At 70.8% G+C, this 24,293-nt stretch carries 21 protein-coding genes; 9 read left to right on the forward strand and 12 right to left on the reverse strand.

Features of this window, described 5'->3' with window-relative positions:
- Positions 1–334 precede the first annotated feature (334 nt).
- Genes DLJ49_RS21755 through DLJ49_RS09435 form a run of 5 tightly spaced genes read left to right on the forward strand, consistent with a single transcriptional unit; the run spans position 335 to position 7,570 of the window.
- Positions 335–1,906, forward strand: coding sequence for a glycosyltransferase (locus tag DLJ49_RS21755; RefSeq protein ID WP_369932509.1), 1,572 nt, complete (start codon positions 335–337; stop codon positions 1,904–1,906).
- A complete protein-coding gene (locus DLJ49_RS09420) occupies positions 1,903–3,975 on the forward strand; it encodes a glycosyltransferase family 2 protein (protein ID WP_115393283.1) in 2,073 nt (690 codons plus the stop codon). The genes DLJ49_RS21755 and DLJ49_RS09420 overlap by 4 nt, the downstream gene beginning before the upstream one ends.
- Complete coding sequence (locus DLJ49_RS09425; protein ID WP_115393284.1) at positions 3,972–4,490, forward strand: hypothetical protein; 519 nt, start codon at positions 3,972–3,974, stop codon at positions 4,488–4,490. Before DLJ49_RS09420 ends, DLJ49_RS09425 begins: the two co-directional genes overlap by 4 nt.
- Complete coding sequence (locus DLJ49_RS09430; RefSeq protein WP_115393285.1) at positions 4,487–6,643, forward strand: hypothetical protein; 2,157 nt, start codon at positions 4,487–4,489, stop codon at positions 6,641–6,643. Before DLJ49_RS09425 ends, DLJ49_RS09430 begins: the two co-directional genes overlap by 4 nt.
- 12 nt (positions 6,644–6,655) lie before the next feature.
- The gene (locus DLJ49_RS09435) at positions 6,656–7,570 is read left to right on the forward strand and encodes a hypothetical protein (RefSeq protein ID WP_115393286.1); all 915 of its coding nucleotides are present in this window, start codon (positions 6,656–6,658) and stop codon (positions 7,568–7,570) included.
- Between the two features lie 406 nt (positions 7,571–7,976).
- Here DLJ49_RS09435 and ccoP read toward each other — a convergent pair whose 3' ends face one another.
- From ccoP to ccoN, 4 genes are read right to left on the reverse strand one after another with little or no spacing between them, the layout of a single operon-like run.
- Positions 7,977–8,888: a cytochrome-c oxidase, cbb3-type subunit III gene (gene ccoP / locus DLJ49_RS09440; RefSeq protein WP_115393287.1), complete on the reverse strand. Its 912-nt coding sequence runs from the start codon at positions 8,886–8,888 to the stop codon at positions 7,977–7,979.
- Positions 8,885–9,082: a cbb3-type cytochrome c oxidase subunit 3 gene (locus DLJ49_RS09445; protein WP_115393288.1), complete on the reverse strand. Its 198-nt coding sequence runs from the start codon at positions 9,080–9,082 to the stop codon at positions 8,885–8,887. The genes ccoP and DLJ49_RS09445 overlap by 4 nt, the downstream gene beginning before the upstream one ends.
- Positions 9,083–9,092: 10 nt before the next feature.
- Positions 9,093–9,827, reverse strand: a complete 735-nt coding sequence (ccoO, locus tag DLJ49_RS09450) for a cytochrome-c oxidase, cbb3-type subunit II (RefSeq protein ID WP_115393289.1) — start codon at positions 9,825–9,827, stop codon at positions 9,093–9,095.
- A gap of 14 nt (positions 9,828–9,841) precedes the next feature.
- On the reverse strand, positions 9,842–11,449 hold the full coding sequence (ccoN, locus tag DLJ49_RS09455) for a cytochrome-c oxidase, cbb3-type subunit I (protein WP_115393290.1): 1,608 nt from the start codon (positions 11,447–11,449) through the stop codon (positions 9,842–9,844).
- A gap of 217 nt (positions 11,450–11,666) precedes the next feature.
- Here ccoN and DLJ49_RS09460 point away from each other — a divergent pair, with 217 nt between their 5' ends.
- On the forward strand, positions 11,667–12,503 hold the full coding sequence (locus DLJ49_RS09460) for a universal stress protein (RefSeq protein WP_115393291.1): 837 nt from the start codon (positions 11,667–11,669) through the stop codon (positions 12,501–12,503).
- A gap of 55 nt (positions 12,504–12,558) precedes the next feature.
- On the opposite strand, the gene fnrL is transcribed toward DLJ49_RS09460, so the two are convergent.
- Positions 12,559–13,305: a transcriptional regulator FnrL gene (fnrL, locus tag DLJ49_RS09465; RefSeq protein WP_115393292.1), complete on the reverse strand. Its 747-nt coding sequence runs from the start codon at positions 13,303–13,305 to the stop codon at positions 12,559–12,561.
- A gap of 63 nt (positions 13,306–13,368) precedes the next feature.
- On the opposite strand from fnrL, the gene hemN reads away from it, so the two are divergent.
- Positions 13,369–14,724 carry an oxygen-independent coproporphyrinogen III oxidase gene (gene hemN, locus DLJ49_RS09470; protein ID WP_115393361.1) on the forward strand — a complete coding sequence of 452 codons (1,356 nt, stop codon included), beginning with the start codon at positions 13,369–13,371 and terminating at the stop codon, positions 14,722–14,724.
- A 266-nt stretch (positions 14,725–14,990) separates the two neighbouring features.
- On the forward strand, positions 14,991–15,833 hold the full coding sequence (locus tag DLJ49_RS22415; RefSeq protein ID WP_233488923.1) for a c-type cytochrome: 843 nt from the start codon (positions 14,991–14,993) through the stop codon (positions 15,831–15,833).
- A gap of 426 nt (positions 15,834–16,259) precedes the next feature.
- On the opposite strand, the gene DLJ49_RS09480 is transcribed toward DLJ49_RS22415, so the two are convergent.
- From DLJ49_RS09480 to DLJ49_RS09490, 3 genes are all read right to left on the reverse strand, one after another.
- Positions 16,260–18,434, reverse strand: a complete 2,175-nt coding sequence (locus DLJ49_RS09480) for an esterase-like activity of phytase family protein (protein WP_199533337.1) — start codon at positions 18,432–18,434, stop codon at positions 16,260–16,262.
- Positions 18,435–18,578: 144 nt separating this feature from the next.
- Entirely contained in the window at positions 18,579–18,806 is a 228-nt protein-coding gene (locus DLJ49_RS09485) for a DUF1127 domain-containing protein (protein WP_115393294.1), read from the reverse strand.
- A 193-nt stretch (positions 18,807–18,999) separates the two neighbouring features.
- Positions 19,000–20,484, reverse strand: a complete 1,485-nt coding sequence (locus DLJ49_RS09490) for an NAD-dependent succinate-semialdehyde dehydrogenase (RefSeq protein WP_115393295.1) — start codon at positions 20,482–20,484, stop codon at positions 19,000–19,002.
- A 121-nt stretch (positions 20,485–20,605) separates the two neighbouring features.
- On the opposite strand from DLJ49_RS09490, the gene DLJ49_RS09495 reads away from it, so the two are divergent.
- Positions 20,606–21,391, forward strand: coding sequence for an alpha/beta hydrolase (locus DLJ49_RS09495; protein WP_115393296.1), 786 nt, complete (start codon positions 20,606–20,608; stop codon positions 21,389–21,391).
- Here the strand turns inward: DLJ49_RS09495 and DLJ49_RS09500 are convergent.
- The 4 genes from DLJ49_RS09500 to DLJ49_RS09515 all read right to left on the reverse strand — a co-directional run bounded on the left by DLJ49_RS09500 (position 21,388) and on the right by DLJ49_RS09515 (position 24,288).
- Positions 21,388–22,407 carry a P1 family peptidase gene (locus DLJ49_RS09500; RefSeq protein WP_115393297.1) on the reverse strand — a complete coding sequence of 340 codons (1,020 nt, stop codon included), beginning with the start codon at positions 22,405–22,407 and terminating at the stop codon, positions 21,388–21,390. The two genes, DLJ49_RS09495 and DLJ49_RS09500, sit on opposite strands and share 4 nt — an antisense overlap.
- A gap of 7 nt (positions 22,408–22,414) precedes the next feature.
- On the reverse strand, positions 22,415–22,753 hold the full coding sequence (locus DLJ49_RS09505; RefSeq protein WP_115393298.1) for a hypothetical protein: 339 nt from the start codon (positions 22,751–22,753) through the stop codon (positions 22,415–22,417).
- The gene (locus DLJ49_RS09510; RefSeq protein ID WP_115393299.1) at positions 22,753–23,490 is read right to left on the reverse strand and encodes a glucose 1-dehydrogenase; all 738 of its coding nucleotides are present in this window, start codon (positions 23,488–23,490) and stop codon (positions 22,753–22,755) included. The genes DLJ49_RS09505 and DLJ49_RS09510 overlap by 1 nt, the downstream gene beginning before the upstream one ends.
- Before the next feature lie 120 nt (positions 23,491–23,610).
- Positions 23,611–24,288, reverse strand: coding sequence for a DUF2062 domain-containing protein (locus DLJ49_RS09515; protein ID WP_115393300.1), 678 nt, complete (start codon positions 24,286–24,288; stop codon positions 23,611–23,613).
- Positions 24,289–24,293: the final 5 nt, after the last annotated feature.

Genomic DNA, 24,293 nt, shown 5'->3' on the forward strand with positions numbered 1-24,293 from the left:
CGCGGGATCGAACTCCCTGCGGTCCACACCGGCGGCGGCGGAGTGCCCGGCAGGGCTCGAAGCGGCGGCCAACTCTCGCGACCCGAGCCCCTGTGACCCGAGCCCCTGTGCCCCGAGCCCTTTCGACCCGAGCGCAGGACAGGGTGCCACCCGGGATCCGCGCGGCCCGATACCCGGTCTGCTCTTGGCGGAGCGAGCGCTGCAGGCCCGGATCGCCCATGCCCCGGAAGTCGCGGCGAGCTGGTCGCGCTATCTCGATTATCTTGCGCGCACCAACCAGCCGCGCAAGCGCGCCGCGGTCGCCGCGCTGTCGCGCCGCGCGCGCGATCTGTCGATGCCGCATGTTGTGGGCTCCGGCCCCAACTCCCCCGACGCCGACGCCCCTGACGCACCAGAGCCTGATGTGCTCGCGGATGTGACCTCCGGTGTCACCGCGGTGCCGCCCCAGGCGCAGGACGGGCATCGCGCGTCGGCAAGCGCCGCCCACGACGTCCCCGATGCCGCGGCGGCGGGCGCCTCGCGGTGCGCGCCCCCCGCCTCACCGCCCGCGTCCGACTCGACGGGGCCCTCGGCGGCCCCCGCAGAACGCGGCCCCTCAAGGGGCGCCGCCCCCACGCCCGCGCAAGACTCGTCGGCAAAGACCCTGGCCGCATTGCCGGCGCCCTGGCACGGCGTCACCGTCATCGTGCCCGTATACGGAGATCCGCGCAGCCTCGCCGCGTGCCTCGACGCCCTCGCGCAGACGAGCGGGCGCCGACCCTGGCGCGCTCTGCTCATCGACGACGCCTCGCCGGATCCGGCCATCGCCGAGCTGCTCGCCGATCGGTCCGGCGACGGACCGTTTCACCTCAGACGGCTCACGCACAACCGCGGATACATCGGAGCCGTCACGGCCGCGCTCGAACTGGCGACCGAGGGAGATGTCGTGCTGCTCAACAGCGACTGCGTCGTTCCGGGCGGCGACTGGATAGACCGGCTCGCCGCCCATGCCGGCGACGGAGTCGGAACGGTGACCCCCCTGGCGAGCGACGGACAATGCTTCGGCTTTCCGCTCCCGTTCCGCTCCGCGCCGGCCTTTCTCGGCGACCGACTCGCACGGATCGACGCGGCGGCGCGCCACGCCAATGCCGGGCGTTCGGTCAGGATGCTCACGAGCGTCGGCTTCTGCACCTACGTGACGCGCGCCTGCCTCGACGCCACCGGCGGACTCCGCGCCGAGGGCCTGACCGCGGGCTACGGAGAGGAGGTCGATTTCTGCCTGCGCGCGAGCGATGCCGGCCTCGGGCATGTCGCCGCGACAGACTGCTTCGTCACCCATCTCGGCTCGGCCTCTTTCCGAGCGGCCAAGCGCGCCCTCGTTCGCCGCAACGAGGCGGTGCTCGAACGCAGGTTCCCCAGCTATTTCGCCCGCTTCGCCGTCCAGTGCGCGGCCGATCCCCTGCGCCCGGCCCGGGCTCGGATCGAGCGCGCGCTGCTCGAAACCGACGCACGCAAGGGCGGCGTGGCGCTGATCGGCCGCGACGCGGCCGCCCTCGCCGAAAGCCACGCGGCCTGGCAGGCCCTGCAGGCGGGCGAGCCGGTGCGCGTGATCGAGGTCGACGCGCTCGCCGCCCCCGACACGATCGCTCGCCTCAGCTCGCCGGGCCTGCTCTGGCCGCAGAACATCTCCTGGCGCCTGCCCGAGGATGTGCCGCTGCTCACCGCCGATCTGGCCGCGCTCGGCCATCCCCGGCTCCTGGTCGAGCGGGACCTCGCCCCCCTCGCGGCAGGATGGCTCGGGCCGCAGGCGTTCGATCTTCTGCCCGAGCAGCCGGGCGAGACGAGCGCCGCGGCAGGGCCATCGCACCTTCCCGCCGAACTGCGCGCCGCCTGCGACGCAGACGCCTATGCGGGGCTCTACCTGTGACCGAGGCAGGCGAAATCCTGGCCCTCGACACGGGCTACCTCTACGGCTGGGCGACCCTGCCCGGGTCGACCGCTCCGCCCGTGATCGAGGTGCTCGTCGACGGGCTGAGCGCCGCGGTCGCGCCGGCCGATCTCGACGCGGCGGCGCTCGCCCCCCTGCGTTCGTGCAACGGCCTGCCCGCCGGCGCCTTCGCCTTCGCCATCCCTCTGCCGGCCGACCTTGTCAAATGCGCCCGCCGGATCGAGGCGCGCCTGGCGAACACCGCGCTCTGGCTCGATGGCGCACTGACGGTCGGCCTCGCCCCCGCCCTGCGCTGGACGCATGGCCTGCTCGGTCACGTGGCGAGCGACGGCGGCGCCCGGATCACGGGCTGGGCGCTCGACCCGCGGCGGCCGCACGAGCCGCTCGCCCTCTCGGTGCATGTGGACGGGCTGCGAATGGCGACCGTCACCGCCGACCGGCACGACCCCTGGCTCGCCAAACGCGGCATCGGCTCGGGCTTTCACGGCTTCGAGATCGACCTGCCGACACGACTCCTCGACGGCACACCCCATCTCGTGATGCTGGAGGCTGAGGTGGACGGCGGCCCGCCCCTGCCCGTGCCCGGCTCGCCGGTCGAGATCTGCCACCTGCCCGCGCGGCTGGCCGATCTCGTGCCCGAGGGGCCGGCTCGAGCCATCGCGGACTGGTACGATCTCCGCTTCGCGCGCGAGTTGCCGGAGGCCGTCGCGGCCGAGCTCGCCTGCGTCCGTCCACCTGTCGCGCCGCCCGCCGAGGGGGCATTGCGGATCGCGGCGACCACGCCGGGACGCGGCGATGTCGCACGACAGACATTCTCCGCCGAGGCAGACCCGGCAGAGGCCGACATCCTCGTTCGGCTCCACCCCGACCTGCGGCTGACCGACGACGCCTTCGCCGCCCTCGCGCAGGCCTTCGCCGCGCCGGAGACGTGCCTCGTGACGGCCGACCATCTTCGCGGGGAGCCGCCTGTCGTCCACGACGGCGGCGGCACCGATCCGCTCCGCTGGTGGGCGCAGGGTCTGCCGCCGCTCCTGGCGTGGCGGCACACGGCGCGAGGGGCTGCGGCGGACCCGGCCCGCTTCGCGCTCGAGCGTCCCGCGGCCTGCACGCACCTCTCCCTCGCGCTCGGCACGCTCGCGCCCGGCGTGGGCCCCGAGCCGGCAGAGACGCCCCCGCCTCCCTGCCTGGTGCGCCGCCCGTGCGCCGGCGCCGAGCCCCCGCGCCTCGCCCCCGCCGCGGGCGCGGGGGGGCTCGTCTCGATCGTCATACCCACCCGCGACAAGGCCGACCTGCTGGCCGCCTGCGTCGACAGCATCGTCGATGACGTCCAGTCGCACGAGATCGTCATCGTCGACAACGGGTCGGTCGAGCGGGCGACGGAGGCCCTCTACGATAGGCTCCGGGCCGATCCGCGGGTGCGCATCCTGCCCTGGGACAAGCCGTTCAACTTTGCCGACCTCTGCAATGCGGGCGCCAAGGCCGCCCGGGGCGAGACACTGCTCTTTCTCAACAATGACGTGGTCTTTCCCGAACCGGGCTGGATCGGCCCGCTCGCCGCTTGGCTGACGGTGCCGGGCATCGGGGCCGTCGGCACCAAGCTGGTCTGGCCCAACGAGATCGTGCAGCATGGTGGCGTGCGGATCGGCCCGCAGGGCCTGGCCGACCACATCGGCACGACCTGGTGGCGCGACGAGGCGGGGCCAGACGATCTCAACCGCATCCCCCGACTGGTCGACGCGGTAACGGCCGCCTGCCTCGCCATCCCCGCCCGCCTCTTCCACGAGATCGGCGGGTTCGACGGCCACCGCTTTGCCGTCGCCTTCAACGACGTCGAGCTCTGCATCCGCGTGCAGGAGGCGGGGCGCCGCATCGTCTGGACGCCGGAGCCCTGGGCCTGGCACCACGAAAGCGCCTCGCGCGGCGACGACGACCTGCCCCACAAGCGCGCCCGGATGGAGCGGGAGGCGCGCTTCCTGCGGGCTCGGGTCGCCGAGTGGCAGGCCGCACGCCGCGCCGGCGCACCGGACGCATGGAAGGAAGCCGGATGACGATCGCGCTCCGTGATCCGCCCGACCTTGCCCGCCAGACGGCCCTGCGCATCCGCGCCTGGGGCTATTGCGGCAATGCCGGACGGGTCGAGGCGACTTTTCCCGCCACCCTCGCCTTCCCCCGCGCGATCCGCCCCTTGACCGGGATCCTCTGCCGCCCGGTTGCCGGCACCGGTGTCACTCTCTGCGCGCGCGCCGAGGTGCTCGACGTCGGCGTCTCGCCCGCCACCCCCTGGGGCGAGGTCTGGGGGACGCGCCTGCGCCGCCCGATCACGGGGCTCGCGCTGTGGCTGGAGGGCGCCGAGGCGGGGCGGTGGCGGCTCGACTGGGCGTGTTGCTTCCGCTTCCTCGGCCATTCCGACCCGGCCGGTCCGGGCGCATGGCGGACCGGCCTGCACGGGAAAGACCCCCTGATCGCCCTGCGGATCAGCCTGTCGCCGCTCGAGACCGACGGCCGAGCGGGCGACCCGGCAGCCCCGCCCCCCACCGCGACCCATCCGGAGGACGCCCGATGATCAGCCTCTTCGCCCATGCCACGCGGTGGCGGGCCGCGCGCGCGCTCGCCCGTGGCCGGAGCGACTCCGCGCTGCGGCTCTATCGACGGCTCGCCGGCCTCCGCGGCGCGCGCACCGCCGACCGCCTGCGCTGCGCCGGGCTGCTCGAAGAGCAGGGCGACCGCGGCGGTGCCATCCATCTGCTGCAGGTCTGGGTGACCGAGGCGGCCCGGCCTGAGCTGCGACAGCAGCTCGCCGAGATGCTGATGCGCGCGGGTCGCCATGCCGAAAGCGCCGAGCACTGGGCGGCACTCGTCCATGACGGCGCGCTGGCGCCGGAGACGCTGCTGCAGCTCGGCGCCGCCATCGCCGACCAGGGTGCCGTCGGGCGGGCCGAGGGCTTGTTCTCCGACAGCTTCCATGGCTCGGACGACCCCGGGCTGCGCTGCGCCGCTTGGCGCCACTACGCCGCGATGGCGGAGGCGGCGGGTCGCCACGACACCGCGCTCGAGCGCTGGAAGCTGCTTTCGGCCTTCGCGCCGCTGGAGGAGGGGGATTGGCGCCATGTCGGCACGCTCGCCGCGCGGCTCGGCGAGGCCGAGACGGTGCGCGAAGCGGCCGCGCAGCTGGCCGACCCAGACGACCGCGCCGCCCTGCGTCAGCTGCTGGCCGACCGTCAGCAGGACTGGGCAGCGGCACGCCGGGCCACGGCCGACCGCCTCGCGCTGGCCGCGCCGGGCTCCGCCGATGAGGCCGAGCTCTGCCGCAGCCTCGTGCGCTACGCCGTCCGGGCCGGCGACGACCGGGGCGCGGTGCAGGCGTTCCTCGACTTCCGCCGACGTGATCCCGAAGCGGTGGCCGTCGAGGCGACCGTCGTCGTGCAGGCCGCGCAAGCGCTCAGGCGGATGGGCCGGCCGGCCCGGGCCGAGGCCGTGCTGCGGGCCCATCTCGCGGCGCGCAGCGAGGGCGGAGAGGCCGCCGACCCGCGCGCCGACCTGTTGCACGCCGAGCTGCTCATGGCGCGCGGCGCCCGGCTCGAGGCGATTGCCGCCCTCGACCGCGCCGCGCTCGGTGTGCCCGACGCCGCGGCGCCCGCCCCCTCTCCGGCGCCCGCGCGGCCACCGTTGGAGCCGGTACTCGAGGCGCGGCGCATCCGGCTTTGGGCGCATATCGCCTCGGCAGAGGGGGCTCATCGCGAGGCGGCCGAGCTGTTCCGGGCGTCGAACGGCACGGGCCACGCCACCGAGGCGAGCGCGCTGCGCGAGGTCGAGGCCTGGGCCGCGCTCGGCGAGACGCGGGAGCGCTCGCTCGCCCTGCGCCAGGGGCTCGGCCGCTTCCCCGGCTCGCTGGAGCTGGCACGACACGCCGCCCTGTTTGCCGAAGAGGAAGGCGACTGGGAAAGCGCCGCGCAGGCCTGGGGCCATTGCGCCGAGCGCCATCCCGACGAGATACGGGTCGCGCATCGGTTCGCCCTCGCCCTTCTCGAGGCGCGCAGACCCTACCATTTCCTGGCGGTGGTCGAGGCCCTGCCCGAGGCGCAACCTGTCGATGAGGGCCCGCAAGGGGGATCGAAACGCGGGGCACCCGAGGCGGCCGAGAGCGCCACTGGCGCGACCTTCGATGCGCGGCTCGTCGCGGCCTACCTGCGGCTCCTGCGTGAGCAGGGCGAGGGGCACGACGCCGATCTCGCGGCGCTCGCGCAACTGGCAAGCAGCCCGGAGGAACGCGCCGCCGTCGCCCGCTTCGCAGCGCGGGCGGCGCGCGCACCCGTGTCGACCGCGACTTCGCACGCGGCTGCAGGCGCGGCCATGGCGGCGGAAGCCGACGCTGAGACCGGAGCCGATGCGCCAACGGTCCTGGAAAGCGGGCACGAAACGTCCGCAGTATCGCCCGTGCCGGCCGCAGCCGAAGCGCGCCCGGCCACGTCCGGCCGGCTGACGCCGGACCGGGCGCGGGGCGGCCGGGGCAGCGCCGTGCACGGCACGTCACGGTCCACGGCCCATGCCGCGCCGGAAGCGGCCGCTGGCGCTGCCGGACAGGCTGACGCCGCGCAGGCGCGACAGCGGCCAGACAGCCACGCGCGCCCCCGGATGCCGACAGACCGCGAATGGCCCGAAACGCCCCGTCCCCGGGCAGTGCGGGGCGTGCCCGGCACGACGCCCGGTGGCGCCTGAAGACCTCCCGCCATGGCACGCTATCGCCTGACCCTGCATTGCGGCCTTCACAAGACGGGCACGACGGCGCTGCAGAAGGTGCTGCACCGCAATCGCGGCGCCCTCGCCGCGCGCGGCGTCTTCTATCCCTCGCCTCCCGAGGGCGTCGGACACAACCGCTTCTTCCGAGCCGCGCTCGCGCACGAGTTGCAGCATGCGCTGGAGGCGTTTTTCGTCTCCGGCACCGAACGGCTGCTGCTCAGCGCCGAGGATCTCTCGCACCACCTCCTCGACCCTGAACGCACGCGGGCGATCCGCGATACCTTCGCGCGGCTGTTCGACATCGAGATCATCGTCTACCTGCGCCGGCAGGACAGGCTGAAGGAGTCGGTGTATGCCGAGATCGCCAAGCGCCGCTTCACCGGGCCGATCGCAGCCGACACCCACTACATGCTCGACTTCCGCGAACGGCTCGCGCGGCTCGAGGCCGCGTTCGGACGCGACGCGTTGAAGGTGCGCCTCTATCCCGAGGACGCCCCTTGCCCCACACTCCTCCTGGCCGACTTCTGTGCGGCGGCCGGGCTCGACCCCGCAGCGATGGAAACCGACGGCATCCGGCACAACGCCGCCTTCCATCGCCGCAAGACGCTGCTTCTGTCGGAAATGCCGGTGGGCGGAGGGCCGTCAGGACGCGAATTCATCCGGTTCCTCGCGACCTCGGCGGTGCCTGACGACGACGGGATCCGGTTTCTCGGCGCGCCGGACACCCACCGGGCGATCCTCGAAACCTACAGGGCAGGCAACGACGCGGTCGCCGCACGCTATCGCATGCCCGACCCGATACCCACGTTCGAAATGACGGAGGAACACGCGGCCTGGCGCCCCCCCGCCCCGATCACGGAGGCGGAACGCAAGGCCGTGCTGCATGCCTTCGTCGCCGCCGATTGAAGAGAAAGCCGTCGTCGACGCACCGCGCAAGGCTCTTGCAAGAGCCTTGCCACGCGCCTTGCAAGGCGCGTCACCGCGCAGGCGGCGACCCCAGCGCGAGACTGATCCCCGAGAGAAGGAAAAGGAGCCCCGATCCCCCAGGAAACGCGCGAACAGGACGGGGGATCGGGGCGTGTGGTCCGGCACAAACGCCGAACCGCCAGGCTATGGCCGAACCGCGCCTCGCGGGAGGGGAACAGGAGACGACCCTGCCGCTGCCTTCGGTCCGTGGTGTAAGTGCTAGCTGACAGAATCGCTGTAAGCCTTGATATGGATCAACAGCCCCGTCGCGATGCGCAGCCCAAAGCGAAAAGGGCTGCCCCGCATGCGGGGCAGCCCTCCACGGCCAGCCAAGTCCGGCCACGCGTTACTGCATCGTCTCGGCGCTTTCGACGCCGCCGCCGAGACCGTGGACGTACACCGAAACGGCGCGGATCTCTGCCTCGCTCAGGCGCTCCTGCCAGGAGGGCATCACGCCGAAGCGCGAGTTGTAGACCGTCTCGGTCAGGGTCTCCACGTCGCCGCCATAGAGCCAGATCGCGTCGGTCAGGTTCGGCGCACCCTGGAACGGGTCGCCGGTGCCGTCGTCCATGTGGCACGCCGCGCACTGCATGAGGTAGACCTCCTCGCCCGCTGCCGCGAGCGTCTCGTCGTGCTCCTGGTCGGAGATCAGGCGCACATACTGAACCACCTGGGCGATCTCGTCGTCGGTGAGCAGCTGGTCGCGCCCGAAGGCCGGCATCTGACTCCACCGGGCGTCGGGGTCTTCCTCGTTGCGGATACCGTGGGCGATCGTGAGGTGGATGTCCTCGATCGTGCCCCCCCAGAGCCACGCGTCGTCGAGCAGGTTGGGATAGCCCGCCGCCTGCACGCCCGCCGCGCCGGCGCCATGGCACTGGGCGCACCAGGTGCGGAAGACGGCCGCGCCCGCGTTCTGCGCGTAATCGACCAGGGCCGGGTCGGCCGCGATCTCGGTCAGGGGCGTCTCGACGAGCTGCGACCGGATCTCCGTGTTGGCTTCCTCGAAGAGCGCGATGTCGCGCGCCACATCGAGGCGGGTGTCGCCCGCCGCGCGCTGCCCCAGGATGCCCTGCGTCGCCGACGAGACGAGCGGCCAGGCCGGGTAGGCGATGGTGTAGCCCACCGACCAGATGATCGTGGCGTAGAACACCCACAGCCACCAGCGCGGCAGGGGGTTGTTGTACTCCTCGATCCCGTCCCACGAGTGGCCGGTCGTCTCCGGCTCCTTGCGCTCCTGCTTCACGGGTCTCTTGCTCATGTCCGAGCCTCCTTCCGGCTCTCCTCGGCATCGGGGGCCGGGGCTTTCTCGTTGCGGAAGATAAGGTTGGCGCTGTCGCGGTGTTGTTTCGACGATCCAGGGCGCAAGGCCCAGAGGACCGCTCCGCAGAAGAACACGAACATGAACAGCAGCATCCAGCTTCCGGCGAATTCACGCACGGCTTCGTAGGTCATGACCGCCTCCTCACCGCGCCGGATCGGGCGTGAAGGTCGAGAAGTCGACCATCGTGCCGAGCACCTGGAGATAGGCCACCAGCGCGTCCATCTCGGTCACCTGCGGCTGCCCGTCGAAGTTGCGGGTCTGCGCGCCCGGATACCGCTCGACGAGGGCGTCGGTCGCGTCCCAGTCGGCCTCGGGGTTGGCCTGGGCCATGAAGTCGGCGCGGGCGGCCTCCATCATCTCGTCGCTGTAGGGCACGCCGACCATCCGGTGGGTCTGCATCAGGTCGGTGATGTAGCGCCCGTCGAGCTCGCGGTTCATCAGGAAGGCGTAGGGCGGCATGATCGACTCCGGCACCAGCGCCTGCGGGTTGATCAGGTGATCGACATGCCACTGGTCGGAATAGCGGCCGCCGACGCGGGCGAGGTCGGGCCCGGTGCGCTTCGACCCCCACTGGAACGGGTGATCGTACATCGATTCCGCCGCCAATGAGTAGTGCCCGTATCGTTCCACCTCGTCGCGCATGGGCCGCACCATCTGGCTGTGGCAGACGTAGCAGCCCTCGCGGACGTAGACGTCGCGCCCGGCGAGTTCGAGCGGCGAGTAGGGGCGCACCCCGTCGACCTCCTCGATGGTGTTCTCGATGTAGAAGAGCGGCGCGATCTCGACGATGCCGCCGACCGTCACCACCAGGAAGCTGAGCACCAGCAGAAGGGTGGCGTTGGTCTCGATGATCTTGTGCTTGTCGATAAGAGCCATCTGTCAGACCCCCCTCATTCGGCCGGCGCGGCGGCAGGCGAAGCGGCGGCCCGCTTGCGCTCGCCCCGCGTCACGGTGAGCCACAGGTTCCAGCACATGATGAGCGCGCCGGTCAGATAGAGCACCCCGCCGAGCCCGCGCACCACGTACATCGGGAACTTGGCGGCGACGGTGTCGGCGAAGGAGTTGACGAGGTAGCCGTTCTCGTCGACCTCGCGCCACATGAGGCCCTCCATGATGCCGGTGACCCACATCGAGGCGGCGTAGAGCACGATGCCGATGGTGGCGAGCCAGAAGTGCCAGTTGACGGCGGGCAGCGAGTAGAGCTGCGTGCGCCCCCAGAGCTTGGGCACGAGGAAGTAGAGCGCGCCGAAGGTGATCATGCCGTTCCAGCCGAGCGCGCCCGAGTGCACGTGGCCGATCGTCCAGTCGGTGTAGTGCGACAGCGAGTTGACGGCCTTGATCGACATCATCGGGCCCTCGAACGTCGACATGCCGTAGAAGCCCACCGAGATCACCATCATCCGGATGATCGGGTCGGTGCGCAGCTTGTCCCACGCGCCCGAGAGCGTCATCAGGCCGTTGATCATGCCGCCCCAGGAGGGCATCCACAGCATGATCGAGAACACCATGCCGAGCGTCGAGGCCCAGTCGGGCAGCGCGGTGTAGTGCAGGTGGTGCGGACCGGCCCAGATGTAGAGGAAGATCAGCGCCCAGAAGTGGATGATCGACAGCTTGTAGCTGAAGACGGGCCGCTCGGCCTGCTTCGGGATGAAGTAGTACATCATGCCGAGGAAGCCCGCGGTCAGGAAGAAGCCCACGGCGTTGTGGCCGTACCACCACTGCACCATCGCGTCCTGCACGCCGGCGAAGACCTGCACCGACTTCGAGCCGAACATCGACACCGGGATCGAGAGGTTGTTGACGATGTGCAGCATCGCCACCGTCACGATGAAGCTCAGGTAGAACCAGTTCGCGACGTAGATGTGCTTTTCCTTGCGCCGCAGGATCGTGCCGAGGAACACCGCGAGATAGGCCACCCAGACGACGACGAGCCACCAGTCGATGTACCACTCGAACTCGGCGTATTCCTTCGACTGCGTGGCGCCCAGCAGGTAGCCGGTTGCCGCCAGCACGATCGTCAGCTGGTAGCCCCAGAATACGAACCACGCGAGGTTGCCGCCCCAGAGCCGCGCCGCCGAGGTGCGCTGCACCACGTAGAACGACGTCGCGATCAGGGCGTTGCCGCCGAAGGCGAAGATCACCGCCGAGGTGTGCAGCGGCCGCAGCCGGCCGAAATTCATGTAGCCCTGCGCCCACTCGAAGTTGAGCGCCGGAAACGCCAGCTGGAAGGCGATGAAGGTGCCCGCAAGGAAGCCCACCACACCCCAGAAGGCGGTGGCGATGACCCCGTAGCGAATGACGTCGTCCATATAGGCAGTCTGGTCGACCGGCGCCTTGGGCTCGTCGGCCGTGCGCACGGCCCAGAGCATGAGGCCGCCCGCCGTCGCCATCACGATCAGCGCATGGACGAGGTAGGCCGCGTCACGCGCATAATTTGCCGCGATCGCCGCGCAGATCGCGATCACCCCAAATATGCCGATCTTGGCATAATCCCACATGATGTGTCCCTTGTTCGTTTGTTCTCGGCGCCTCGAACCGGAAGGGACTCCTCCCGCCCGCACGCAACTCGACAGGTCGCGGTATGCGGTTGCGTGCCGGGCGGCTGCCTTGATCTAGGTCAACGAAAGCGGGGCCGGCTCTTGCGGCATGTCAAGGCGAATTGACACACCTCGCCCTAGCGTGCGAGCCGGAGGAAAACGCAGGAAGGACCCTCACATGGCATACAAATCGATCCTGACCGTGGTGGTGGGTGGGACCGTCGAAGGGTCTGCGCTCGATGCCGCCGTGGCTATCGCCCAGGCACAGGACGCGCATCTCGAAGTGCTGGCAATGGGCGTCGATACCTCTGCGCCCGGCTACTACTACGCCGGCGCCAACGCGATGGTCGAACAGCAGGCGATCGAGCGCGCCCGTGCCGAGGCGAAGCAGACCGAGGATGCGGTGCGCGAGGCCCTCAAGGGCGCCCCGGTGCGCTGGGCGGTCGTCTCGGGCGTCGCGCAGATCGGGACGATCCAGCAGCTGGTGGGCGGCCATTCCCGCTTCGCGGACCTGGTGGTGCTCGCCCGCCCCTACGGCGAGGGCAAGACCGCAGCCGACGAGGCGACCCTGGAGGCGGCGCTGTTCGCCGGTCACGTTCCGGTGCTCGTGGTCCCGGAGGGCAAGACCGTGACGACACCGGAAAAGATCGTGGTGGCGTGGAACATGTCGTCGGAGGCGATGGCCGCAATCCGGGCTGCGCTGCCGTTGCTGAAGGACGCGCAGTCGACCAACATCGTGATCGTGGACCCGCCGCGGCACTCGGCCGACCGGTCGGACCCCGGCGGCGAACTCAGCCAGATGCTCGCCCGCCACGGCGCCAAGCCCGAGGTCTCGGTCATCGCGCAAACCCTGCCCAAGACCTCTGCCGTGATCGCGCGGCACTGCGACGACCAGCAGGCCGACCTGCTGGTGATGGGGGCCTACGGGCACTCGCGCTTCCGCGAGGCCCTTCTGGGGGGCGCCACGCGCGACACCTTGGAATCGTGCGAGATTCCCGTGCTGATGCACCATTGACGGCGACGGGCGGCCACGTGGCCGCCCGCAACGCGCCCGGCATGGCGCCGAGGCATCAGGCCAGCATGCCACCGTCGGTATCGTCGCCCGTCTCGTCGAGCAGACGGTCGAAATCCGGCACCGAGATGTGCCGCTTCGACGCCAGTTCGATGACCCCGTCGCGCTTGAGCGCCGACATCTGCCGGCTGACCGTCTCGAGCGTCAGGCCCAGATAATCGGCCATCGCCTCGCGCGTGAGCGGCAGGTCGAATTCCAGCCGCCCGCCCGTCTTGGCGAGCTTCAGCGACGCGTCGCGACGGGCGATGATCGACAGGAGCGAGGCGATCTTCTCGCGCGCCGTCTTGCGACCCAGCAGAAGCATCCACTCGCGCGCCGCGTCGAGCTCGTCGAGCGTCATCTCGAGCAGGCGCTGCGAGACGTGCGGCGTCTTTTCCATCATTTCTTCGAACGGCTTGCGGCGGAAGCAGCACATCGTGACATCGGTCGTCGCCGTCACGTCGTAGGCCGCCCGCTCGCGCCCCGGCCGCCCCATGAAGTCGGACGGCAGCAGCAGACCCACCATCTGGGTGCGCCCGTCCTCCAGCGTCTGGGTCAACGTGGCGATGCCGGTGACGACCGAGGCCACGAAATCCATTCGGTCGCCCGTCCAGGCGATTGTCTGGCCGGCCTGGAAGGATCGATAGAACTTCATCTCCTCGAGGCGGGCCAACTCGTCCGACTCGCACCGCGCACATACCGCGCGATGGCGGATCGGGCAGTTGGCGCACTCCATCTGGAAGGATTCGAGCTGCGTGGTGGGCATGGGCCTTTGCTTTCTTGATCCTGGTCAAAGCTGACCGTGTCAGGCTGGCTTAACGGTATGCCCATGACACACCTCTCGCAACTCGCCCGGCTGGGCCTCTTTGACGCGCGGGTGCCTCGATACACGAGTTACCCGACGGCACCACACTTCTCGTCGGATGTCGGCCCCGCCCAGTTCGGCGAGTGGACCGAGGCGATCCCCGAAGGGGCAGAGCTCTCGCTCTACGTGCATATCCCCTTCTGCAGAAGGCTTTGCTGGTTCTGCGCCTGCCGCACGCAGGGCACCTCCTCGGGGGCGCCGGTGGCTGCCTATCTCGAGGTGGTGAAACGCGAGCTGGCGCTCCTGGCCGAGCGCCTGCCGCCTCGGGTTACGTTGTCGCACCTGCACTGGGGCGGCGGCACGCCAACCCTGCTCGACCCGGACATGATCCGCGGCCTGACCGAGTCGATCTTCCGTGCCGTGCCGATGGCCCCGGGCGGCGAGTTCTCGGTCGAGATCGACCCCTCCGAAGTGGACGACGCCCGGCTCGACGCCCTGGCCGAGGCCGGCATGACCCGCGCCTCGATCGGCGTGCAGGATTTCGACCCCGAGATACAGAAGATCATCGGTCGCGAGCAGAGCTTCGAGATCACCGAGGCCGCGGTGAACGGCATCCGCGCCCGCGGCATCCAGAGCCTGAATGCCGACATCCTCTACGGCCTGCCCGACCAGAGCCAGGCCCGCATCACGGATTCGGTGCAGAAGCTGCTGTCGCTCGATCCCGACCGCGTGGCCCTCTATGGCTACGCCCATGTGCCGTGGATGGCGCGGCGGCAGACGCTGATCCCTTCCGACCGGCTGCCCACCCCGGAAGAGAGGCTGCAGCTCTTCGACACCGCACGCCGGCTCTTCATGTGGGACGATTACGACGAGGTCGGAATCGACCATTTCGCCCGGAAGGGCGACTCGATGGCCGTCGCCGCCCGCGACGGCACGCTGCGCCGCAACTTCCAGGGCTACACGGTCGATACCGGCGTCGCGCTGGTGGGGCTCGGCGCCTCGGCGATCTCGCGCTTCCCGCAGGGCTATGCGCAGAACCGGCCCGGAACGGGCGATTACGCCAAGGCGGTCGAGGCCGGCAGCTTCGCCACCAAGCGCGGCCACGCCTTCACGCGAGACGATCTGATGCGCGGCCGGCTGATCGAGCAGATGATGTGCCGCTTCCGCACCGATCGGGTGGAGTTGCAGCGCGACTACGGCGCAGACCCGGCCCTGCTCGACCGGCTCTTTGCGCAGGCGGAGGCGGAATTCGGCGCCTACGTGCACCGGGTGCCCGGCGGGCTCGAGATCCCGCAGGAGGGGCGACCGCTGACGCGCATGATCGCCAGGCTCTTCGATGCCTACGAGCTCGACCGTGCGGGCCACAGCCCCGCGGTCTGAACGCCGGCGCCCCGACCGCCGCAGGCCGGCGGACCACAGGATGACCATGTGCGGCGCGCTGCCCCGGCGGCGCGCCGTGTCGTGCGAGCGCCGCACCGGCGGGTGGCCGTTCCACGTCGCGGAAAGAGGGGCCGCCCCTCTGGACCCCGCGGCGGATGGCCGCTACGAGGCATTCTCGCTATTTGTCGCGCTTTCGGCATGGACATGCGCCGTGCGCGACCGATGTTTCGGCAGGTTTGGCACGGGTCTCCCCGCAGGAGGATAGAGTGGACAGAACTAGCGCAGTGATCCTCGGCTTCGGTCTGCCGGCGATCTTCATCTTCGTCGTGTGGGCGACGGCCGGCTCGATCTACCAGACGACGTCGGTGCCGCCGCCGCGCCCCGCCGCCGAGCAGGTCGATGAGGCGCCGGACGAGATGGCTGCTGCCGGGGCCCCGGCCGAAGAGGCCCCCGCCGAGGACGAAACGGCCGCCGCCGAGGCCCCGGCCGAAGACGCCCCCGCAGAGGAAGAAACGGCCGCTGCCGAGGCCCCGGCCGAAGACGCACCCGCCGAGGAAGAAGCGGCCGCTGCCGAGGCCCCGGCCGAAGAGGCACCCGCAGAGGAAGAAACGGCCGCCGCCGAGGCCCCGGCCGAAGAGGCACCCGCAGAGGAAGAAACGGCCGCCGCCGAGGCCCCGGCCGAAGAGGCACCCGCAGAGGAAGAAATGGCCGCTGCCGAGGCGACCCCTGCCACCGAATCGACGGAGGCGCCCGCCGAGGCCAGCATCGACCTCGCAGCACTGGTCGAAGCGGGCGACGTGCGGGCGGGCTCGCGGGTCTGGCGGCAATGTTCGGCCTGCCACGTGGCCGACCAGGCGCAGAACCGCGTCGGCCCCCATCTCGTCGGCGTGATCGGGCGCGACCGGTCGTCCATCGAAGGGTTCAACTATTCCGACGCGCTGCAGGCGCTGGAGGGCGTCTGGACGCCGGAGGAGATCTCGGCCTACATCACCGACCCGGCCGAATACGCCCCCGGCAACCGGATGAGCTTCCGCGGTCTCGACGATCCCGAGGACCGGGCGAACGTCATCGCCTACCTCGCCGACGTCCAGTTGCAGAACGAGGACTGACCGGCACGCCGCCGGCCCGGCGGCGTGCCCCATCCCGCCCGCCTTCCCCCTCAGTCGACCCGCGGAAGGCGGGTGCGCCCGGCGAGGATGGCGCCGCCGCTTCCCTGCGCTCCCCGCCGGATCTGTCGCGTCTCGCCGCCCATCTGCCGGCCCTAGACCGGAGCAGCGCTTGCCCTGGCCGACCGCCCTGGAACGGGGCGAGGGGCGGGCAGCCATCACGGTGCAGACATGCCCAGGTCGCGGCCGCCGGGCCATGCCCCGCCCCTCCGGCCGACGGGGGCCGGCACATAGGCAGCTGCGGCCGTTCTCCCGAGCACGACGCGGAGCAAGGGGCGCCGCAGGATGCCGGCGCCCGTGGTAGGCGAACGTGGCCGGCGAACGTGCGCAGGAGGCCCCGGGCGATGCACGGGGCCTCCCCCCGCAGCGTCAGTCGAGCGTGCCGATCGTGAAGAGCAGCGTTTCGCCCGAGTGGTCGTCAACCCCGTCATTGTCGGTCGAGACCCAGGCCGTACCGTCCGCGAAGATCGCCAACCCCTCGACCTTGTCCTGCACGTAGCCGTTCGTGCGGCGCAGGTCTGGGATCAGGTCGCGCACGTCCTCCGGCTCGAGCACGGGCACGTCATCAGAGCCCACCGGCACCGGCTGCATCGCGGCGGCGGGCACGCGGGTGATCTTCTTCACCGCGGCGCGATCGGCGATCTGGTTGTCGCGCTCGATGAAATACACCCAGTCGCCATGCGCCACGATTTCCGACAGGCCGATCCAGCCGCTCTCGGGCGCAGCCTTGCGATAGTGCAGCACGCCCCATTCCTCCGACGACAGATCGTAGGACAGGATCTTGACGTGGTTCTCCGGGTCGTCGTCGAACTCGCGCTGGATCGCCACCCACAGGATGTCGCCCGTGCGCGTGATCCCCTCGGCCGCCCAGCGGCGCTGCACCGCCAGCACCTCGTTGGGGAAAGGGATGGTGGCCGCGATCTCGCCCTCGGGCGTGATGTGGTAGATCGCGTGGCCGATGCCGCGCTCGAGCCGCCCCTCGGAGGCGACGTAGAAATTGCCCTCACCGTCGAGCGTGATGCCCTCGAGGTCCATCATCTGCGCGGGTGCCCCGCCGCGGGTGATGCGGGTAACGCCGGTGATCCGGGCGGGCTGCTGCGACAGGTCCACCTCGAAGATCGAGGGCTGCATGGCGTAGAAGCTGTCGTTGACGAAATACAGCGTCTCGCCCTCGCCCGCGACCATGCCAGAGACGGCGCCCCAGCCGACGGGCCTGCCGTCTTCCTCCAGCCCCTCGGAGGTGAGCATCGGGTAGGCGGGCGCGCCCTCGCCCAGCTCGAAGATCATCACGTGGGAGCGGGTGCCGCCGTCCTCGATCAGGTCTTCCTCGTTCGCCACGGCGAGGAGGCCGCGCGACGGGATCGCCACCGCGCCCTCAGGCCCGATACCCGACGGCAGGAGCTGCGCAAGCTGGGGCGAAGCCGGGTCGGTCATGTCATAGACGCCCACGACCGAACCCCGCTCGGACAGCAGGAACAGGATCGGCGTTCCGTCGAAGACACCGAACTCCATCCCCTCGGGCTCGACACCCTTGTTGCCCGAGCGCTCTTCCGGGTAGTGGCCGATCTGCGCGACGGCGTACTCGAAGGACAGGCCCGATTCGTGGACGACGGTGCCGTCCTTGCGGAACACGGTGAACCCGCGCGAGCCCCCGTCCATATCGCCCTCGTTGGCGATCACGAAATGGTCGTTGTCGATCCATTGCAGCGCGTCGGGCTCGCGCGGCACGTCTTCAAGCGTGTCGGTAAAGCGGATCGCGCCCTCCTCCTGCGTGTCGACGCCCTCGAGCGTGACGGCCCCGGCCGAGAAATGGCTCAGCACCTCGCCGGCCGCGTTCAGCACCACGATGTGGTTGTTCTCCTGCAGCGTGACCGCGATCTCGCCCGCGGGCGAGACGTCGACGAATTCGGGCTCGGGGTCTTCGGGGGCCACCTCGGCCAGACCGGTGATGTCGGCGCGCACCTGTTCGTCGCAGCGCATCATGCCTGCATCGTCGAGCGGGATGATCGAGACGTGGCCGCCGGGCACTTGCCCCACGCGGCCGTCGCCCAGATCCTCGTCGCGCTCGTTCTCGACGGCAACGACCACGAACGCGCCGTCGGGCGCCACCGCGGTCGAATCCGGTTGACCGCCGAGATCGCAATCGCCCGCCAGCTCGCCCGTCTCGAGCAAGTAGTGGGCGAGGTGCCCCGAGGGCTCGGTGAAGCTTTCGGAGGTATTGATGCCGACGAACACCGTGCCGCCGAGCACCGAGACGGCCGTCGGCTCGCCATCGAGTTCGATCAAGCCGCCCGGCTGCGGGTTCGCGGGGTCGGAGATGTCGATCATGCCGACCACCTCGAGCGGGCTGTCGGAATAGACGAGCATCATCCCGTCCTCGGTGGCGTCGATGATCTCCGACGAGGTGGTGATGGTGCGGTCTTCGCCCTCGGGGATGTTCATCCAGGTCGGGAACGAGGCGATGCGGTTGAAGCTCGTCTCCTGGGCCAGCGCCCCGCCCGCGGCCAGCGCGAGGATCGAGGTGGCGAGAAGCGTTCGTGTCATGGGGTCCCCCTGTCGTGCATTTGCGCGCGACATGTGACGAGGCTCCACGACAGAAGCGTAACGGTTTTGAAACAGGCGTGTGAAACGCGACCGCCCCCGCCGCCCGGTCGGGCAACGGGGGCGGTCAGGCCGTTTCGGGCAGACTCAGCGGCGGTGCAGGGCGCGCGCGGCAGCCTCCTGCGACAGCGCGCCGATCTCGCTGCGGGCGATGCCAAGATCGGCAAGCTCGCGCTCGCTCAGCGCCGACAGCTCGCGCCAGGTCTGACGGTAGACAGCATTGTAGGCGCGGCGCTCGCGGAGCGCATCGAGAGTGGTGTGCAGCAGGCGGGCGAGGGCGCCGTCTCGCTTGCCGGCGGTGTTGATGAAGGCCATGTCCTGTCCTTTCTCGAGGTCGGGCGGCGCACCGGGGCGCCGCGCGTTTGTCTCCCTGCCCCGAAAGGTGGACGGAATGCTGCGCCTGCACAATGGCCGGCACGGAAATGCTGCCATGCAGCATTCGCAGGGCGGCGGTCACCGGGCCCTAACCTTTTCGTGGTTCGGCCCGGCGCCGGCCCGCGGATCGGCCTCAGACCGACAGACAGACGTATTTCATCTCGAGATACTCCTCGATCCCGTGGCGCGAGCCCTCGCGGCCGAGGCCAGACTGCTTGACCCCGCCGAAGGGCGCGACCTCGGTCGAGATGATGCCGGTGTTGACGCCCACGATCCCGTATTCCAGCGCCTCCGAGACGCGGGTGACACGGCCGAGATCGGTGGCATAGAAATAGGCGGCGAGGCCGAAGATCGTGTCATTGGCCATCGCCACCGCCTCGTCCTCGGTCTCGAAGCGGAAGAGCGGCGCGAGGGGGCCGAACGTCTCTTCCGTGGCGAAGCGCATCTCCTGCGTCGCGCCGGCCACCACCGTCGGCAGGAAGAACCGCTCGCCGTTGCCGTGGCGCGCGCCGCCCGTGAGCACCTGCGCGCCCTTCTCCTGCGCGTCGGCAAGGTGCGCCTCGACCTTGGCCACCGCGTCGTCGTCGATAAGCGGGCCGATCTGGGTGCCCTCCGCCATCCCGTCGCCGACCTTCATGCCCTCCATGCGCTTCGCCAGCTTCTCGGCGAAGGCGTCGTGGATGCCGGCCTGCACGTAGATGCGGTTGGCGCAGACGCAGGTCTGGCCGGCGTTGCGCAGCTTGCACAGGATCGCGCCCTCGACGGCCGCATCGAGATCGGCATCGTCGAAGACGATGAACGGCGCGTTGCCGCCCAGCTCCATCGTCGCCTTCTTCACCGTGTCGGCGGACTGCTTCAGCAGGATGCGGCCGACCTCGGTGGAGCCGGTGAAGGTGATCTTGGCGATCTTCGGGTTCTCGCAGAACTCCTGTCCGATCCCGGGCGCGTTCGACAGGTCCGACGGCAGGATCGACAGCACACCCTCGGGGATGCCCGCCCGTGTGGCCAGCACGCCCAGCGCCAGCGCCGAGAGCGGCGTCTGCTCGGCCGGCCGCACGAGGAAGGCGCAGCCGGCGGCGAGCGCCGGAGCGGCCTTGCGCGTGATCATCGCGTTGGGGAAGTTCCACGGCGTGATCGCGGCAGCGATGCCGATGGGCTGGCGCAGCACGTGAATGCGCTTGTCGGGCTGGTGGCCGGGGATGATCTCGCCGTAGACGCGCTTGGCCTCCTCGGCGAACCACTCGACAAACGAGGCGCCATAGGCGATCTCGCCCTTCGCCTCGGCCAGCGGCTTGCCCTGCTCGGCCGTGAGGATCACCGCAAGATCGTCGGCCGCCTCGGTGATCAGGTCGAACCAGCGGCGCAGCACGGTCGCGCGCTCCTTGGCGGTACGTGCGGCCCACTGCTTCTGAGCCGGGACCGCGGCATCGACCGCGCGGGCCACGTCGGCGCGCGACAGGTGCGCCACCTCGGCGATGCGCGCGCCGTTGGCGGGGTTGGTCACGGCGAAGGTCGCGCCGTCGGCGGCATCCTCCCACCTCCCGGCACTGTAGGCTTTCGTGGCGAGGAGGTCGGGGTCGGAGAGGCGGGCCCTGAGATCGTCGAACGTGTCGAGCATGGTGTGTCTCCCTGGTTCTGGCGGTCCGGGCGGCGGCGTCGGGTCGCGCGCGGGCCTCGCGCCCTCTGGCGCCCGGTCTCGCACCCTGCTTATCTGACGTCAGACAGGCATGCGAGGGGCGATGGCCGACCCGACCGACTACGACAACGCGGATTTCATCCCCGACGGGCCGGGCTATTTCGCACGATGGGAGGCGGCGGCCGCCGCCTTCCGCGCAGGGCACCCGGAGGCCCGGCTGAGCCTGCCCTACGGCGCCCATGCGCGCGAGCGGTTCGACCTGTTCATGCCCGCAAGGGCGCCATCGGGGCTCGTCGTGTTCGTGCATGGCGGCTTCTGGCGCATGGGCGACCGCTCGATGTGGTCGCATCTCTGCGCCGGGCCGCTCGCCCGCGGCTGGGCCTGCGCCCTGCCCTCCTACCCGCTCTGCCCCGAGGCCCGGATCGCCGACATCACCCGCGCGATCGCCCGCGCCGTGCCCGCGATGGCGGCCGAGGTGGGGGGGCCGATCCTGCTCGCAGGCCATTCGGCCGGCGGACATCTCGTGCTGCGCATGGTCTGCCCCGACGCCGGCCTGCCGCTGCATGTCGCGCAGCGCATCGCGGGGGTGCTGGCGATCTCGCCACTGAGCGATCTCGCGCCCCTCATCGAGATGCCGATGAACGCCGACCTGCGGATCGACGCGGCCGAGGCGGCGGCCGAGAGCCCCCTGCACCAGCCCGCGCCGGGCCTGCCGGTCGAGGTGCTGGTGGGCGCGGCCGAGCGCCCCGCCTTCATCGACCAGGCGCTCTGGATGGGAGATGCCTGGCCCATGGCCGAGGTGACCCTCGCCCCCCGCCGCCACCATTTCGACGTGATCGAGGCGCTCGAAGACGGCGACAGCCCCCTCCTGCGCCGCTGGCTGCCCTAGCCCGGGCCGAAGCGCTCCGACCATGTGGGCTTCGTGTCGCCCGTCGCGGGCGTGGCAGCGTAAACGCCTCGGGCGACGGCGCGGGCGAGGCAGCACGCGGCCGCGTGCCCGATCAACAGCGGTTCTGCCACGGGGTCGGCCAGCGGGCGCGCGCCGGTGGCGACGGCGAAGACGAGGTCGCCGTCGAAGGGCGTGTGCGCGGGCACGATGGAGCGGGCGAGCCCGTCATGGGCAGCCACCGCCATGCGCGCGGCCTGGGCCTTGGTCAGCGCGGCATCGGTTGCGACGATGGCCAGGGTGGTCGCCTCGCGGGCGCCGCCTCCTGTGCTGTCGGCGTCGAAGCCCTTGATCGCGGGGCGCCGCGACGGGTCGGGCGGCGCCCCGGGGCCCATCCCGCCGAACTCGTCGCCGAACTCGAACGGCGCGGCCCAGAAGCGGCCCGCCTCGTCGATCGTGACCGAGCCGACGCAGTTGACGGCCGCCAGCGCGCCGACGGTGACGCCGCTCTCCAGCACCGCGGAGGCCGAGCCGAGACCGCCCTTGAGCGTGGCGGTGACGCAGCCCGCCCCCGCCCCGGCGCTGCCCAGCGCGAAGTCGTCCGCCGCCGCGGAACAGGCCTCGCGCCCGAGCGCCGCATAGGGGCTCTCGCCCCAATCCTTGTCGCCGCCATTGGCGAGATCGAAGAGGATCGCCGCCGGCACGATCGGCACCCGCACCGGCCCGGCGGGAAAGCCCCGCCCCTCGGCACGAAGGGCGGCCGTCACGCCGCCGGCCGCGTCGAGCCCGAACGCCGAGCCGCCCGCGAGGACCAGCGCGTCGACCTTCTCCACCAGCCGGTCGGGCGCGAGCAGGTCGGTCTCGCGCGTGCCGGGGGCGCCGCCCATGACGTGCACGGCACCGGTGAAGGGCCTGTCGGCGGTGAGCACCGTCACCCCGGTCCTGATGCGGTCGTTCCCGGCATTGCCCACCCGCAGGCCGGCGACATCGGTGATCAGGTTGCGGGGGCCGGGCCTCATGCTGTCCTCATTCGGGGACGATCCCGCCCGGGCCGGGGCGGTGGCGGACGCCGCGATGCACGCCGAGCCCCGTCAGACGGTCGGACCGGTCGGGCAGCAGGCGCCCCTCGGGCACCGCCTCGGGGAAGATCAGAACGCAGGTGGTGTGCAGGCCCAGCGCATCCTCCAGCGCCTGCGCCAGATCGGTCTCGAAATGATGGGCGAGCCGGGCGCGCGGATCGCCCATGATGACCTCGACCTCGGCGAGATCGAGCCCCGGCATCGCATCCTCGAGATGGGCGAAAACCAGCGGCTGACTGTCGAACGTGCCGGCATAGACGGCGATGCGGGTGGCCTCGGTCGCCATCAGATGCACCGCCCCCCGTCGACCTCGAGCACCGTCCCGGTGATCATCGACGCGCCGTCCGAGCACAGGAAGGTTGCCGCCGACCCCATGTCCTGCGGGGTGGAGAAGCGTCCCATCGGGATGGTCGCCAGGAACTTCGCCCGCATCTCCGGCGTGTCCTTGCCGAGAAAGGAGGCCAGCAGCGGCGTCTCTCCCGCGACGGGAGCGAGGGCGTTGACGCGAATTCCCGCCGGGGCAAGTTCCACCGCCATCGCCTTGGTCGCAGTGATCATCCAGCCCTTCGACGCGTTGTACCAGTTGAGTCGCGGCCGGGGGGAGAGGCCGGCCGTGGACGCGACGTTGAGGATCGCGCCCCGGCCCCGCGCCTTCATCGCCGGGACGACGGCACGGGCGGTCAGGTAGACCGACTTGGCGTTGACGGCGAAGACACGGTCGAACTCGTCCTCGCTCACGTCCTCGAGCGGGGCGGGCGCGTGGGTGATACCGGCATTGTTCACGAGGATGTCGAGCGCGCCGAGCGCCTCCTCGGCGGCGCGCAGCATCGCGTCGACAGACGCGCCCTGCGAGACGTCGGCCTCGAGCCCGACGCCGCCGATCTCGCCCGCCACCTCCCGCGCCGCGCCGGCGCGGATATCGGCCACCGCGACGCGGGCGCCGGCCCCAGCGAAGGCGCGTGCGATCCCCGCGCCGAAGCCCGACCCGCCGCCGGTGACGAGGGCCACCTTGTTCTCCAGCATCCTCCATCCTCCTCGGAGGGGAGCAAATCCCTTGAGAAAGGGATTTGCAAATCCGTTTCCAACGGATTTCTCCCGCGCGGCTGCGTCGGTGGGGCGCAACCTCGACGGACGCGCGGCCGGTCAGCCGGCGCTGTCGGGGCGGGCCTTGGCCTGTGCCTTCTGTGCCTGGGCGGCCGCGCGCGCCTGACCGATCTCGGCCAGCTTGGCCTGGATGCGGCCGCGGCGGCGGTTCTGGTATGCGGTGATGACGGGCAGCGACAGCGAATAGATGATTGTGGCCGTGATCAGGCCGGGGATGAGCCCCCCCACCGTGTAAGGCAGGAACACGTCCCGGTAGAAATCGGCCAACCCGCCCCAATGCGCCACCTCGGGGGTGAAGAGCGCCTTGGCGTTGTGCCACAGATCCTCGAAGGCGCCCGAAAACTTCTCGCCCAGCCGCCCTTCGCCCGCCGCCGAGAACTCGCCGTAGAGCATCCAGTTGCCGAGCCGCAGGCTGACGGCGGCGATGACCGGAAAGGTGATCGGGTTACCGAAGAAGGTGGCCAGCAGCGCCGCCACCACGTTCCCCCGGATCAGCCAGGCGAGGCTGGCCGAGACGAGAAAGTGCAGCCCGTAGAGCGGCGTGAACGAGATGAACACGCCCGACCAGATGCCGCGGCCGATCCGCTGAGGGCTGTCGGGCAGTCGCCGCAGCCGGTGCTTGACATATTGTGCCGCGCGGCCCCAGCCGCCGCGCGGCCAGAACGTCTCTACCGTGGCTCGCGCCCAGCTTCGCCTCTTGCGCCGCTTGAAGACCACACGCG

It is taken from the genome of Rhodovulum sp. 12E13 (assembly GCF_003340565.1).
Classification (GTDB): domain Bacteria; phylum Pseudomonadota; class Alphaproteobacteria; order Rhodobacterales; family Rhodobacteraceae; genus HLUCCA09.